General features: G+C 64.7%; 13 protein-coding genes. 7 read left to right on the plus strand and 6 right to left on the minus strand.

Annotated features, from left to right (window positions below; all coding sequences use genetic code 11):
- Positions 1–54: 54 nt before the first annotated feature.
- From ASU23_RS22220 to ASU23_RS22240, 5 genes are all read right to left on the minus strand, one after another.
- Positions 55–2,160, minus strand: a complete 2,106-nt coding sequence (locus ASU23_RS22220; RefSeq protein ID WP_058038719.1) for a 3-hydroxyacyl-CoA dehydrogenase NAD-binding domain-containing protein — start codon at positions 2,158–2,160, stop codon at positions 55–57.
- Entirely contained in the window at positions 2,161–3,381 is a 1,221-nt protein-coding gene (locus tag ASU23_RS22225) for a thiolase family protein (RefSeq protein ID WP_003942598.1), read from the minus strand.
- 161 nt (positions 3,382–3,542) lie between these two features.
- A complete protein-coding gene (locus ASU23_RS22230; protein ID WP_042449928.1) occupies positions 3,543–4,832 on the minus strand; it encodes a ribonuclease D in 1,290 nt (429 codons plus the stop codon).
- Positions 4,833–4,843: 11 nt separating this feature from the next.
- Positions 4,844–6,250 (minus strand): wax ester/triacylglycerol synthase family O-acyltransferase, encoded by a 1,407-nt coding sequence (locus ASU23_RS22235; RefSeq protein ID WP_058038720.1) that lies wholly within the window; start codon positions 6,248–6,250, stop codon positions 4,844–4,846.
- 60 nt (positions 6,251–6,310) lie between these two features.
- The gene (locus ASU23_RS22240) at positions 6,311–6,901 is read right to left on the minus strand and encodes a DUF3000 domain-containing protein (protein WP_003942604.1); all 591 of its coding nucleotides are present in this window, start codon (positions 6,899–6,901) and stop codon (positions 6,311–6,313) included.
- A gap of 198 nt (positions 6,902–7,099) precedes the next feature.
- Between ASU23_RS22240 and hemE the strand changes: the two genes are divergently transcribed.
- From hemE to ASU23_RS22275, 7 genes are all read left to right on the plus strand, one after another.
- On the plus strand, positions 7,100–8,167 hold the full coding sequence (hemE, locus tag ASU23_RS22245; protein ID WP_172827084.1) for a uroporphyrinogen decarboxylase: 1,068 nt from the start codon (positions 7,100–7,102) through the stop codon (positions 8,165–8,167).
- On the plus strand, positions 8,164–9,525 hold the full coding sequence (locus ASU23_RS22250) for a protoporphyrinogen oxidase (RefSeq protein ID WP_058038721.1): 1,362 nt from the start codon (positions 8,164–8,166) through the stop codon (positions 9,523–9,525). The genes hemE and ASU23_RS22250 overlap by 4 nt, the downstream gene beginning before the upstream one ends.
- A 4-nt stretch (positions 9,526–9,529) precedes the next feature.
- The gene (gene hemQ / locus ASU23_RS22255) at positions 9,530–10,225 is read left to right on the plus strand and encodes a hydrogen peroxide-dependent heme synthase (protein ID WP_003942644.1); all 696 of its coding nucleotides are present in this window, start codon (positions 9,530–9,532) and stop codon (positions 10,223–10,225) included.
- 54 nt (positions 10,226–10,279) lie between these two features.
- On the plus strand, positions 10,280–12,556 hold the full coding sequence (locus tag ASU23_RS22260) for a molybdopterin guanine dinucleotide-containing S/N-oxide reductase (protein WP_058038722.1): 2,277 nt from the start codon (positions 10,280–10,282) through the stop codon (positions 12,554–12,556).
- A gap of 82 nt (positions 12,557–12,638) precedes the next feature.
- Entirely contained in the window at positions 12,639–13,112 is a 474-nt protein-coding gene (locus ASU23_RS22265; protein WP_223304570.1) for a YbaB/EbfC family nucleoid-associated protein, read from the plus strand.
- On the plus strand, positions 13,105–13,416 hold the full coding sequence (locus ASU23_RS22270) for a hypothetical protein (RefSeq protein WP_003942588.1): 312 nt from the start codon (positions 13,105–13,107) through the stop codon (positions 13,414–13,416). The genes ASU23_RS22265 and ASU23_RS22270 overlap by 8 nt, the downstream gene beginning before the upstream one ends.
- A complete protein-coding gene (locus ASU23_RS22275) occupies positions 13,416–14,336 on the plus strand; it encodes a hypothetical protein (protein WP_003942627.1) in 921 nt (306 codons plus the stop codon). Before ASU23_RS22270 ends, ASU23_RS22275 begins: the two co-directional genes overlap by 1 nt.
- 54 nt (positions 14,337–14,390) lie before the next feature.
- Here ASU23_RS22275 and msrB read toward each other — a convergent pair whose 3' ends face one another.
- Positions 14,391–14,822, minus strand: a complete 432-nt coding sequence (msrB, locus tag ASU23_RS22280; protein WP_003942631.1) for a peptide-methionine (R)-S-oxide reductase MsrB — start codon at positions 14,820–14,822, stop codon at positions 14,391–14,393.
- Between the last annotated feature and the right edge of the window lie 6 nt (positions 14,823–14,828).

Raw genomic sequence — 14,828 nt, forward strand, 5'->3', positions numbered from 1 at the left:
GTCACGGACGGCGCACCCGAGGGCACGCCGTCCGTGACGGGTCGATCGACTGACTCAGACGCTGGCAACACCGGGCGCGAGGAAGCGCTTGCCGTTGACGGCCTCGGAGGTACCGGTCCGGTCCAGGTACGGCGTGATGCCGCCGTTCCAGAATCCGAATCCGCCGCCGAGCAGCAGGCAGAGGTCGATGTCCTCGGCTGCCGCTACGACGCCCTCGTCGAGCATGATCTGAATTTCCTCGGCAAATGCACGACGTGTGCGCTCGAGGACCTCTTCCGAAGTTGACACCTTGTCACCCTGCGGCCACAGTGCGGCGACCTCGGGGTCGACGGCCTGACCGTTCTCGCCCCAGGTCCACACGCCGGGCTTGCGGGCCTCGACGAGTGCTTCGAGTCCGGGTGAGCTCTTGAACCGGTCCGGGTACGACTCCTGCAGGGTCTCACCGGTGTGCAGTGCCACTGCGGGTCCGACGAGGGCCAGCAAGGTGAACGGCGACATGGGCATGCCGAGTTCGGCGATGGCATTGTCTGCGACGTCGAAGGGGGTGCCTTCGTCGACGGCGGACATGACCTCACCCAAGGTGCGGGTGACGAGGCGGTTGAAGACGAAGCCGGCCTTGTCGCCGCAGAGGACGGCGGACTTCTTCAGCGACTTCGCGGTGGCGAAAGCCGTTGCGAGAGTGGCATCATCGGTCTTGCTGCCCTTGATGATCTCGAGGAGGGGAAGAACGGCCACCGGGTTGAAGAAGTGGAAGCCGACCACACGCTCGGGATGCTCGAGGCCGGACGCCATTTCCGTGATGGAGAGCGAAGAGGTGTTGGTGGCGAGGATGGTTTCGGGAGCAATGAACTGCTCGAGTTCCGCGAAGACCTTCTTCTTGACGTCCATGTTCTCGAAGACGGCTTCGATGACGAAGTCGGTCTTGGCGAACGCGGCCTTGTCGAGGGAACCGGAGACGAGCGCCTTGAGGCGGTTCGCAGCGTCGGGGGACATGCGCCCCTTGCCCTGGAGCTTCTCGATCTCGGTGTGGACGTAGCCGACACCCTTGTCGATGCGTTCCTGGTCGATGTCGGTCAGGATGACCGGCACCTTGAGCTGGCGGACGAAGAGCAGCGCGAGCTGGCTGGCCATGAGGCCGGCGCCGACGATGCCGACGCCGCTGACCTTACGAGCGAGCGAGCGGTCGGGTGCTCCGGCGGGACGCTTGGCGCGCTTGTTCACCAGATCGAAGGCGTACAGACCAGCCCGGAGCTCGTCCGTCAGCAGAAGATCGGCAAGAGCCTCGTCCTCGGCCGCGAAGCCCTTGTCGAGCGAGGCGGCATCGGTGATGTCGGTGCTGCGAGCCAGTTCGAGCAACTCGACGGCCTTGACGGCGCCGGGAGCGTTGCCCTTGGTCTTGCCGTCGACGATCGCCTTCGCACGAGCAATCGCGTCGTCCCAGCCCTGGCCACGATCGATCTCGGGGCGAGCGGGGGACACTGTGCCGGCGAGGACCTGCGACGCCCAGGCGAGGGACTGCTCGATGAAGTCGGCGGAATCGAGAACGACGTCGACGACGCCGAGTTCGAGTGCCTTCTTGGGGGAGAGCACCTTGTTCTGGTTCAGCGAGTTCTCGATAACCACGGTGACGGCGTTCGACGGGCCGACGAGGTTGGGGAGCAACTGCGTTCCGCCCCAACCGGGGACCAGACCGAGGAATGCTTCCGGAAGACCCAGTGCGCCCGCATTGGCGGCAACCGTGCGGTAGTGGCTGTGCAGTCCGACCTCGAGGCCGCCGCCCAGAGCGACACCGTTGATGAAGGCGAACGTGGGAACGGACGACTCACGCAGGCGTCGGAACACCTTGTGGCCCAAGCGGCCCAGCTCGAGTCCCTGCTCACGAGAGGTGATCGCGGGAACACCCTTGAGGTCCGCGCCGGCGGCGAAGATGAACGGCTTGCCGGTGACGGCGATGGCAACCGGGTTGGCGGCAAAGGCTTCGTCGAGGGCGGCGTCGAATGCTGCGAGTCCGCCGGGACCGAAGGACGACGGCTTGGTGTGGTCGAAGCCGTTGTCGAGGGTGATCAGTGCAAACGGGCCCTCGATGCCGGGGACCGAGATGATCTTCGTGTAGGCGTTCGTCACGACCTCGTCGGCGAATGCTGTTGCAATATCAGACATTTAGTTGACTCCTGCCTGGTAGTCAGCGTGGTTCGGGTTCTCCCAGATGACGGTGCCGCCCATGCCGAGGCCGATGCACATGGTGGTCAAGCCGTAGCGCACGTCGGGGCGTGTCGCGAACTGGCGGGAGAGCTGCGTCATCAGGCGAACGCCCGAGGAAGCGAGGGGGTGGCCACACGCGATGGCGCCGCCCCACTGGTTGACGCGCGGGTCGTCGTCGGCGATTCCGTAGTGCTCGAGGAACGCGAGGACCTGAACGGCGAACGCCTCGTTGATCTCGAAGAGTCCGATGTCCTCGATCTTGAGGCCGGTGCGTGCCAGCAGCTTCTCGGTGGCGGGAACCGGGCCGATGCCCATGACGGCGGGGTCGACGCCCTGGTAGGCGAAGCCCACCATGCGCATGCCGACCGGCAGGCCGAGCTCGGCTGCGGTGTCCTCACCGGCGAGCAGTGCTGCGGTGGCACCGTCGTTGAGTCCGGCTGCGTTACCGGCGGTGATGCGTCCGGCCGGGCGGAACGGCGTCTTGAGCTTCGCGAGATCTTCGACGGTGGTTCCGGGGCGCGGCGGCTCGTCTTCGGTGGCCAGACCCCAGCCCGCGGAACTGCGGGTGGCGACGGGGACCAGGGTGTCGGCGATGAAGCCGGCCTTCTTGGCAGCGTCGTACTTGTTCTGGCTGTTGACGGCGTAGGCGTCCGTGCGGTCCTTGGTGATGGTCGGGAACCGGTCGTGCAGGTTCTCGGCGGTGTTACCCATCACGAGGGCGCTCGGGTCGACCAGGCGGTCGGCGAGGAAACGCGGGTTGGGGTCTGCGCCCTCACCCATCGGGTGGTGACCCATGTGCTCGACGCCACCGGCGATCACGACGTCGTACTGGCCGAAGCCGATGCCCGACGCGGTCGTGGTGACGGCGGTCATCGCGCCGGCACACATGCGGTCGATGGCGAATCCTGGAACGGTTTCGGGGAGACCGGCGAGGATCGCAGCGGTGCGGCCGATGGTCAGGCCCTGGTCGCCGGTCTGCGTGGTGGCTGCAACGGCAACTTCGTCGATCCGTGCGGGATCGAGCTGCGGGTTGCGGCGAAGCAGCTCACGAATCGCCTTGACGACGAGATCGTCTGCGCGCGTGTCGGCGTACATGCCTTTCGGGCCGGCCTTGCCGAACGGGGTGCGAATGCCGTCGACGAAGACGACGTTGCGTTGGTTGTTTGTGGATGGAGCCACGCGAATTCCTCCTGATGGAGCTGCCCACCGCACCGAAGGGCGGTGAGACGTTGGTTCGGCGATCACGGCCAGGCGTCCGGCCTCGTATCGAGCGTACTACTGCCCATTACTGACCGGTAACTTAACGTGCCGAATTGCTCCAACCTCACACCGGGGTCAGGTCAGGATTCCGGCTCTTCCACTTCGGGCTCGGCCGGGACCACGGAGTTCAGTGCCTCGGCGAGGACGGGAACGGTCAAAGTGCGTTGCCAGCCACGTGCGCCACCGGAAGTGAGCTTGGTCTCGATCGCAGTCTCGACTTCGGCGATGTCCGAGTCGGGTTCCAGTTTCCAGTCCCAGCACAGGCGCCTGACCAGGTCGGGTTGGAGCAGATTCTCCACGGGCACCGAAACCTCTTTGCTCAGGTCCGACAGTGCTGCGCGCGCCGCGGTCAACCGATCAGCCGCCGCTGGATCCTGGCGGGCCCAGCGACCGGCAGCGGGCGGCCCGACGATGGGCGGGGTTTTCGGCGGAAGCTCGCTGTCGGGGAGCTTGCGCGCGGCTTCCAGTGCATCCATCCAGATACGCGAATAACGGCGTTGACGTGGTCCGCCGAAGACGGGAAGCGAGCGGAGCGCGTCCAACGACCGAGGATCTTTGAGAGCGGCATCGATGATCGCGGAGTCAGGAAGAACCCGACTCGGAGACACGTCGCGCTTGCGTGCGAGATCCTCGCGCGCCTGCCACAGCGCCCGTACCGCCGCCAACTGACGGGTGGTCTTGAGTGAGGTGATGTGCGACGTACGACGCCAGCGGTCCGGTTTGGGCTTGGGCGGGCCGGCCAGACGGATGTACTCGAACTCTTCCTTCGCCCACTCGAGCTTGCCTTGGGATTCGAGTTCGGCTTCCATTGCGTCGCGCAGTTCGAGAAGCACTTCGACGTCGAGGGCGGCGTAGTTCAACCAGGCGTCCGGCAGCGGACGTGTCGACCAGTCCGCAGCCCCGTGACCCTTGCGAAGTTCCACTCGCAGGGTTCGTTCCACGATCGCGGCGAGTCCGACTCGCTCGAACCCGGCCAGTCGTCCGGCCAGTTCGGTGTCGAACAGCTCGGCCGGCGTCAGGCCCAGTTCGGCGAGGCCGGGGAGATCCTGATCGGCAGAGTGCAGCACCCATTGCAACGGGTTGATCACCTCGGCCAACGGCTGCAGGTCTTGCGCTGTCGGAATCGGGTCGAGCAGGAACGATCCTGCTCCTTCGCGTCGAAGCTGGATCAGGTACGCCCGTGCCGAATAGCGGAATCCGGATGCGCGCTCGGCGTCCACGGCGAGCGGGCCGTGGCCGGAGGCCAGCGCGGCCGCGGCGTCGGCGACACCGGCGGCAGTGGTGATGACGTCCGGAACTCCGTCACGCGGAACGAGCAGCGGAACTACGTCGGAGGTGGGCTCGGTTGCATCATCGGTGACTTCGGACATGGTCACTGACTCTACGTCGCAGTCGGGGCCGGGGTTGTCACCTCAGCGTCGAACAGTTCGTCGAGTGCGGCTCCGAAACCTTGCGCGAGCTGGTCCAATTCGGGTGCCAGATCGGAGCAACTGACGATGCCGACGTCGAGTTTTCCGTCGAGAGACATCACCGTCACGTTGAGACCTGCTCCGTGAAAGATCGGGCCGAGCGGGAACATTCCCTTGATCTGGGCACCGAGGAAGTAGAGCGGGACCGGCGGTCCAGGCACATTCGACACGACCAGGTTGGACACGACGGGGTGACGCTCGGCGAGTTTGAGCGACGAGTACACGCGCATGGCGGCGCCGAACACCGCCGGCGAAGCGAACTGCGACCAGTCCTGGAGCATGTTCGCGCCCAGAGCCTCGTTGTGGTTCTTCGAGGTGGCGTTGTAATCGCTGATCGCGTGCAGGCGTTCGACCGGATCGGCGATCTGGGTGCCGAGTTGCGTGAACATGCCCGAGATCTGGTTCGTGCCCGGACGATCGGATTTGCCGTGGACCGACACCGGCACCATGGCGACGAGGGAGTCCTCCGGCAGCTCGTCCCGGTCCTCCAGATACTTACGCAGTGCCCCGGCGCAGAGCGCGAGAACCACGTCGTTGACCTTGACGCCGTGACGGTCCTTGACGGCTTTGACCTTCGCGAGATCGAGTTGGCTGAACGCGACGTTGCGGTGACCGGTGATCGCGCCGTTGAACGAGGTCCGCGGCGCGGTGAACGGAGCAGGCATCGCTTCACCCTTTCGCGCACGCGTCACCCACTTCGGGAGCATGGCGATTCCGCCGGGGACCAGACGGGCAATTCTTGCGGGTCGGGCGATGACGGCCATGAGTCCGCCGATGGCGATGTCCAGCGTTCCCGCGTCGCCCGCACCCTGTGCTGTGGGATCCACGAGCGCCGGTGAATCCGGTTCGAGACTGCACAGCTGAGCCAGGATGTTCGCGCCGGTGACACCGTCGGCAGCGCTGTGATGGATCTTCGACATGATGGCGATCTGTCCGTCGGCAAGTCCCTCGATCACCCACATCTCCCACAGCGGTCGGGAACGATCCAGCGGTTGGCTCGCGATGTGTCCGGCGAGCTCTGCCAGTTCCGCGTGTGTGCCGGGAGCAGGTACCGCGGTCCGGTGGCAGTGCCGCTCGATGTCGAAATCGTGATCGTCGACCCACACGGGGTAGTCGAGATTGAGACGGGAATCTTTGAGTTTGCGCCGGAAGGTCGGCATGGTGGCCATCCGCGAGTCCAACTCGCGAAGCAGCTTCCGGTAGTCGTAGCCGCCCGGGATGGTCGTGGGGTCGAGCAGGACAAGTCCACAAACGTGCAATAGCTGGGTCGGGGTTTCCAAGTAGAGGAAGGTCGCGTCGAGTCCGCTGAGACGTTGCATGACTCATTCTAGAACAGGTTCTAGTATTTTTCCGGGGGAATGCTCAAACGAATAGCAGAGTCAGTCGTTCTGCCGCGACAGCGTGGTTATCCCGGCAGGCGGAAGCCCCGCCGCGTACGCGAGAACCTCGCAGAAAGCCTCGACGTGGTGAGCCAATTCGGACGAAGTTGCAGTCCAGGACGCTCGCAACTCCAGTTGATGGGCTCGCGGAGGCCCGGCGATGTCGCCGTACCGCACGGAAGTTGTAGCTGTGACCGTACCGCCCAGGGCCACAAAAGGTTCCGGTCCGGCCTCCAAAGCGTCCACCAGCCAACTCCAGGCTACTTCGGGAAGTAGTGGATCCGCGGCGACGGCTTCGTCGAGATCGGCCTGGATGTACGCCACCAACCGCATGGTGCCGTTCCACGCCTCGTCGCCGTCCGGATCGAACAACAGGATCAGGCGGCCGAAAGCGTCACCTTCGGACTGCTCGGCCACGACGTCGGAGTCCGGGTGGAGAACCTCGGCCCCCACCGCGTGGCTGTACGGAGCGAGGCGCTGCGGCGGGCGGATGGGACCGACCTCTATCTCGGGCCGAACCCGCGCAGCGGTCATCGCCTCCACGGCGGCACGGAACTCGGCCGGGTCGGCTGTCGATCCGGATGTCGTCACAGGTCAGGACGTTAGTCGGGGATGCGGGCGGGGAGGTGGAGGCGCGCCGACCGAGTGTGGCTCGGGTGTGTGGCCGCTCACGAACCGCTCGGGTGTCCGATCCCGAGTGTGGGACGTGGCAGCATTGAGTCGATCGAAGACACACGTTGGCGGAGAGCGCGAGGACTGATGAGCGGGTTGGACAACATGAATTCAGGCATTACCGGGTCGGCGGAATACAGCGCTCGGCGAGTCTTGCCCGACGCACCGTTGCTTGCCGCGGCGACCGGACGCACTCCGAGTCGACGGCCGGTGTGGTTCATGCGTCAGGCCGGGCGTTCGTTGCCGGAGTACCGCGAGATCCGCGCCGGGATCGGCATGTTGGAATCTTGTTTCGATCCGGCGCTGGTCTGTGAGATCACGATGCAGCCGGTGCGCCGTCACGACGTGGACGCGGCAATCCTGTTCTCGGACATCGTCGTTCCACTCAAAGCCGCGGGAATTGATCTCGACATCGTTGCCGGCGTCGGACCGGTGGTCGCCAATCCGATTCGCTCCATCGCCGACGTTGCAGCACTCCCGCGACTGGTTCCCGAAGAGGTAGGCGCAATCGCGCAGGCCGTTCGGCTTCTCACCACCGAGTTGGGCTCCACGCCGCTGATCGGCTTTGCCGGAGCGCCGTTCACTCTGGCGTCGTATCTGGTCGAAGGTGGTCCGAGCCGGAACCACGAGAAGACCAAAGCGCTCATGCACTCCGATCCGAAGACCTGGCACGCGTTGCTCGGAAGTTTGGCCGACACCACGATCTGCTTCCTGCAGGCGCAGCTCAAGGCGGGCGTCGACGCGGTCCAGCTGTTCGACTCGTGGGCCGGCGCGCTCTCGCTGGCCGATTATCGGGAATTTGTCCTGCCGCATTCCGAGCGAGTGTTCGCCGAGGTTGCCGCTGCCGGCGTCCCGCGTATCCACTTCGGTGTCGGCACCGGTGAACTTCTCGGCGCGATGGGGGAGGCAGGCGCCGACGTCGTGGGTGTCGACTGGCGGATTCCGCTCGACGTCGCGGCTGGTCGTGTCGGTCCGGGTAAGGCGCTGCAGGGCAACCTCGATCCCGCCGTACTGTTCGCGGGCCCCGAGGTGATCGATCGTGAGGTGCGCCGGATCGCCGCCGAAGGGGACCGCGCGATCGAGGCCGGTGCCATCGGCCACATCTTCAACCTCGGCCACGGAGTTCTTCCCGACACCGATCCCACGGCGATCACCGCGGCGGTGGAGCTGGTGCACTCGCTGTGACGACCAATCGGCCGTCGGTCGCGGTGATCGGAGGAGGAATCTCCGGTCTGGTTGCCGCGTACCGGCTTCGGCGCAGTCTGGGCTCCGAAGCGGACATCACGATCGTCGACGACTCACCGCGACTGGGCGGGAAGCTGCGAACGATTGATCTGGGCGGTGGCCCGATCGACATCGGTGCCGAGGCTTTCATCGCCCGTCGGCCGGAAGTTCCTGCGCTTCTCGCCGAGCTGGGTCTGACCGATCAGATCGTCTACCCTGCGGGGCTGAGCCCGTTGATCTGGTCTCAGGGATCACTGAGTCGGTTGCCCACCGGAACCCTGATGGGAATCCCGGCATCGGCGGAGTCGGTGAGAGATCTTGTCGACGAGCAGACCCTGGCTCGCATCGCCGCCGAGGCCGGCGTCCCGCTGGAGTGGACCCGCGGTTCCGATTGCAGTGTTGCCGAACTGGTTTCGCAGCGATTCGGTGATCAGGTGGTCAGCCGATCGGTGGATCCGCTTCTCGGTGGGGTGTATTCGGGGCTGGCGGAGACCATCGGCGTGCGTGCAGCTTTGCCGACACTCGCTGCGGCCCTCGATGCGGGCTCTCGGAGCCTCACGGATGCAGTCGCAGCCGCATTGCCGACGCCTGCACCGGGGCCGGTGTTCGGAGCGCTCAGAGACGGGTACGGCATCCTGCTCGATGCGCTGCAGCAGGCCGCCGACGCGACCTTCGTCCGCGGCGAGGCTTCTGGGTTGCGCAGCGACGGGGCTGGTTGGAACGTCGATCCGCTCGGAAGCGTCGACGCGGTGATTCTGGCCGTCCCGGCGCCGCGCGCAGCGGCGCTGTTGGCCGGAGTCGATGCGGATGTTGCGAGTACCGTCGCTCGGATCGAACTGGCGTCGTCCGCGGTGGTGGCGCTCCGGTTGTCCGGGCAGGTCGAACTTCCGCAGAATTCAGGGATCCTGGTAGCCACCGACGCCGACCTGACCGCCAAGGCGTTCACGCTGTCGAGTCGAAAGTGGACACACCTCGCTGATCGCGGTGAGCACCTCGTTCGGGTGTCGTTCGGTCGATTCGGTGCATCGGAGATCGTCGACCGGTCGGATGGCGAGTTGATCGACTTCGCGCGCGCCGATCTCGAGACCGTGACCGGAATCACCGAGGAGCCAGGCGCGACCTTCGTACAGCGGTGGCACGGAGGTCTTCCCCAATACGCCCCAGGTCACACGGAAATCGTGGCTGAAATCGAGTCCGGGATGACGCAGTTCGACGGCCTCGCCCTGGCCGGGTCGTGGCTGCACGGCGTCGGGGTTCCGGCGTGTGTCGCAGTCGGCACGACGGCGGCTACACGGATATTCGAGCGAGTGGCACGATAGACCCATGGCACGCCTTGATTTCGACAAACTGAACTCTGAAATCCGTTACCTCATGTTCTCCGTGTTCCAGGTGGAACCCGGTGTGCTGGGCGATGATCGGGAAGCTGCGGTCAAGGACGCCCGCTTGTTCTTCGAGGGTCTCGAAGACAAGGGCGTCGTGGTTCGCGGGATCTACGACGTCGCCGGCCTGCGCGCCGACGCGGACTTCATGATCTGGACCCACGCGGCCACCATCGAGGAACTGCAGGCCGCGTACGCGGATTTCCGTCGCACCACCGTCCTCGGACAGGCCAGTGCTCCCATCTGGAGCAACTCGGCGGTGCACCGCCCCGCGGAGTTCAACAAGAGCCACGTGCCCTCGTTCATCGCGGGTGAGGATCCGGGCGACTACATCTGCGTCTACCCGTTCGTCCGCTCGTACGAGTGGTACCTGCTCCCCGACGAGGAGCGTCGCAAGATGCTCGCCGATCACGGTATGGCTGCTCGTTCGTACAAGGACGTTCGCGCCAACACGGTCCCGGCCTTCGCCCTGGGGGACTACGAGTGGATTCTCGCGTTCGAAGCACCCGAGCTCATTCGTATCGTCGATCTGATGCGCGATCTACGTGCCACCGAAGCTCGCTTGCACGTTCGCGAAGAGGTGCCGTTCTTCACCGGCCCGCGCGTGGACATCGAGAAGCTGGTCCTTTCCCTTCCCTGATCTGCTTCGAAAGTAATTCCTGTGACAACTGCACCGAACCGGCGTCGTCAACACATGTCCCATTGGGGAATGTTCACCGCCGAATCGGTCGCCGGCGAGGTGACCGCCGTGCATCCGTACGAGGGTGATGCGAATCCTTCGCCGATGCTCGGGAACCTCGCCGGTTCGGTGCGCAGTCGGGCTCGTGTTTCGGGCCCGGCGGTGCGTACGGGTTGGCTCGAGAACGGGCCGGGTCCCAGCGACCGACGTGGAGCCGACGAATTCGTCTCGGTCTCCTGGGACGAACTGACCGAACTCCTCTCGCGTGAACTACGTCGCGTGGTCGACGCGCACGGAAACAAGGCGATCTTCGGCGGCTCGTACGGCTGGGCCAGCGCCGGCCGATTCCATCACGCGCAGAGCCAAGTTCACCGATTTCTGAATCAGCTGGGTGGATACACCAAGTCAGTTCACAGCTACTCGCTCGGTGCCACCGGTGTCATCATGCCGCGTGTGGTCGGAACGCACTGGAAGTTGTTCGCGCGCTCCACGTCGTGGGACGTCATCGCGAAGCACTCCGAACTCCTCGTCTCGTTCGGAGGAGTGCCGATCAAGAACACCGGAGTCAATGCCGGTGGTACGAGCGATCATCCGACGCGCGGGGCGCTCGACGCGTTTCGTGCCCGCGGCGGAAAGATCGTCTCCTTCAGTCCGTTGCGTGACGACGTCGAGGGTGACTGTGAGTGGATCGCACCCGTTCCGGGAACCGACGTTGCAATCATGCTTGCCCTGGCCTTTGTCCTGGCGTCGGAGGACCTGCACGATCGCGATTTCCTGGGCCGTTTCTGCGTCGGTTACGAACGCTTCGAGGATTACCTGCTCGGACGTTCCGACGGTGTACCGAAGGATCCGCGCTGGGCGCAGAAGATCTCCGGTGTGTCGGCGGAGTTCATCACCGACCTGGCTCGGAGAATGGCGTCTGGCCGGACGCTGGTGACCGTCACGTGGTCGTTGCAACGCATCAAACACGGTGAACAGGCACCGTGGATGGGCGTGACACTCGCAGCGATGCTCGGCCAATTCGGGCTTCCGGGTGGAGGTTTCGGGCACGGCTACGGTTCGATGAACGAGCCGGGTCTGGCTCCGGTGCCGTATCCCTTGCCGACCTTCTCGCAAGGTGTGAATCCGGTGTCGGATTTCATTCCGGTAGCCGCGATTTCCGACCTGCTGCTTTCGCCCGGGGAGGAGTTCGATTACGACGGCCGACGCTTGACCTATCCCGACATCCGGTTGGTCTATTGGGCCGGTGGCAATCCGTTTCACCACCATCAGGATCTCCCGAGGCTGCGACGGGCATTTGCGCGTCCGGACACGATCGTCGTTCACGATCCGTACTGGACGCCGATGGCCCGCAACGCCGACATCGTTGTCCCGTCGACCACCTCGCTCGAACGAAATGACCTGAGCTGCACTCGAAACGACCCGCTTCTGGTCGCGATGCAGCAGGTCGTTCCACCTTTCGAGAACTCGCGTGACGACTACGACACGTTTGCCGCTCTCGCTTCTGCGCTCGGATTCGGGGAACAGTTCACCGAGGGGCGATCCTCACAGGAGTGGATCGAGCATCTCTACGGTCAATGGCGGCCGTTCGTCGATGCAGACGGCGGCAACACACCGACGTTCGAGGACTTCTGGGCAGAAGGGCACTACCGGATGCGAACCGAAGACAACCTCGTGCTCTTCGGTGACTTCCGTGAGAATCCCGAGAAATATCCGCTCTCGACTCCGAGTGGGAAGATCGAGATCTTCTCCGAGACCATCGAGTCCTTCGGCTACGACGACTGCGCCGGCCATCCGCGCTGGTACGAGCCCGACGAGTGGCTGGGTGGACCGCGAGCCTCGCAATTCCCGCTTCACTTGATCGCCAATCAGCCCAAGACGCGTCTGCACAGCCAACTCGATCACGGCGCTGCGAGCCAGGCGTCGAAGATTCAGGGACGCGAGCCGATTCGTATGCACCCCGATGCAGCGGCCGCGCGCGGCGTCTCGGCAGGAGACGTGGTGCGGGTGTTCAACGATCGCGGAGCGTGCCTTGCTGGTGTGATCGTCGACTCGGACTTGCGGAGCGACGTCGTCCAACTTTCCACCGGTGCCTGGTACGACCCGCTCGATCCTGCCGATCCCGACTCTCTGTGCGTGCACGGCAATCCCAACGTTCTGACACCGGACATCGGTACGTCGTCACTCTCGCACGGGTGCACCGGCCAGCACGTTCTGGTGCAGATCGAGAAATTCGACGGGGCCCTGCCGCCGGTCAAGGCGTTCGATCCGCCCGTGCTTCGTTCACGCTGACGGAACCGATCGGCCACCTCTCGCGTCGAACCTCGTGAGCGCCTGAATCAGGTGTCACGATCTATCGAAGGTGGGGGCCATCGTGAGTGCAGCGGATGTTGGTTCGATGCGGGGGCAAGTCGAAGTACTTCGGGCTCAGATCGATTCGATGCAGCACGTTCTGTTGGAGCGGACTCGATCGCTGGCGGACTTGCAGGAGAGGATCGCTCGAGCGACGGCGAGCGCGCGTTCGAGTGACGGCAGCGTGGAAATCGTCGTCGACGCCTCGGGGGCGGTGGTGGGAGTCGATCTCTCGGGGAGTTCTTACGCCAAGCATTCGCCGGCAGCGTTGGGGAATCTGATCCTGGCTACGGCCGCGTCTGCGGCAGAAGACATACGCCGACAGGTTGCCGAGATGACGAAGCCGCTCACGGAGGCGGCCGGAATCGACTTGCCGGACCTGGTTCCGGGCGTGCTCGGATTGCGCGAGATTCTCGAACCTCGTCCGAGCTCCACACCGGCTTCCTGCGACGAGAACTGGGACCGCACCGTTCTGAGGAGCTCCGGCAATGTCTGAGCTGGGCGTGAATGTGGCCGCGATGAAAAGTGCTGCACCAGCCTTCGCGGTGGTCGCTGCCGATCTCGACGAGGCGCGGAGCGCTCTCGACGCAGTGGTCGCCGCCGAAGAGGGTTGCTGGGGCACTGACCAGTTCGGATCCGCATTCTCAGGCGCATATGTTCCCGGTGCTGAGTCAGCAGTCGGTGGGATGACGCTGGTCGCGGGCGCGCTGCGCGAATTGACCGCCACGCTGATCGAGATCACCGATCGTTTCGAATCGATCGACACCTCGCTTGCCGACGACATGGCGGGTGGGCTCTGATGGGACTCGAGATTCCAGGCTGGTTACAGGCGGTTGCGTCGGTCGCGGTGGGCAGTGACTGGCCGCAAGGAGACGAAACGGCACTGTGGAGGTTGGGTGATGCCTGGTCAGGCGCGGCTGATCGGATCGAGGCTTCGGCCGCTGCCGGTGGTTACGGATTGCAGGCAGTACTGGCATCGATCGACGGTCGAGCCGGCGACTCGTTGTCTCGGTATTGGTCCGAGGCCGGGGGAGTTGCGGAGGTCTTCGAGCGGTTGTCCTCTGCCGCGGCCGAACTGGGTCAGTCATGCACCGATACCGGCACGGACATCGAGTACACCAAACTGTCGATCCTCGCGGCGCTGGGCGCACTGGCGCTCGAGATTGCCGCCATGGTGGCGGCTGCTGTCCCGACACTGGGTGTCAGTACCGCCGGGGTCGTGGCGGCTGAGGTCGCAACGACACTCACGGTCCGAATGTTGTTGCAGCAATTGTTGATACGAGTGATCGAGGCTGCGGCAGTGGAAGCTGCCGCTGCCGTCTTCTCCGGCCTCGCCATTCAACTCGGGCAGATGACGATGGATCATCGCCAGTCGATCGACGGTGGCAAGGTCGTGACCGAGGGGCGCGACGGTTTCATCAAGGGACTTGCGAACGGAGGGTTGAAGACGACGCCGGATCGTGTCGGCCCTGACCCGAACCCGCTCCCGACCGGTTCGAGAGTGCAGGAGATCGCGCGGGGCGCCTTCGACGACGCGGTGTCGGGAGCGTCCGCTGCGATCGTGACGAAGGAAGTCACGGGCGGCGACGCCTCGTTGACTGACATCACTTCCGGCGCGATCGGTGGCGGGATCGGTTCCGTCAAAGACGGACTTGTCGCTCGCAACGAGGACCTGAATGCGGCCGGTCTGAGCCCGACTGCGCTGAACTGGGACTTCTGAGTGGAAAGTCTCGAATCGTGGGCTACCAGTGACACGGGGTAGCCCACGACCTGGCTACTGAGCGGGCTTGAGAACCAGCGAGATCGAGTTGATGCAGTACCGCTGATCGGTCGGCGTCGGGTATCCCTCGCCCTCGAAGACGTGACCGAGGTGGCTGTGGCACTTCTTGCAGATGACCTCGACCCGGCGCATTCCGAGTGAGCTGTCTTCTTTCAGGATCACGGCATCCGAATCCGCCGGATCGAAGAAGGACGGCCACCCGCAGTGCGATTCGAACTTCTCGGTGCTGCGGAACAGTTCGGCTCCGCAGGCCCGGCAGGAGTAGACACCTTCCGTGGTGGTGTCGGTGTACTCGCCGACGAAGGGGCGTTCGGTGCCGGCTTGGCGCAGGACGGCGAACTCCTCCGGCGTCAGTTTTTCGCGCCACTCGCTCTCGGTGTACGTGACCTCAGGTGTGCTGTCGATGCCATCGTGTGAAGAACTCATGCCTCC

The organism is Rhodococcus sp. KB6 (assembly GCF_001445685.1).
GTDB classification, from domain to species: domain Bacteria; phylum Actinomycetota; class Actinomycetes; order Mycobacteriales; family Mycobacteriaceae; genus Rhodococcus_F; species Rhodococcus_F qingshengii.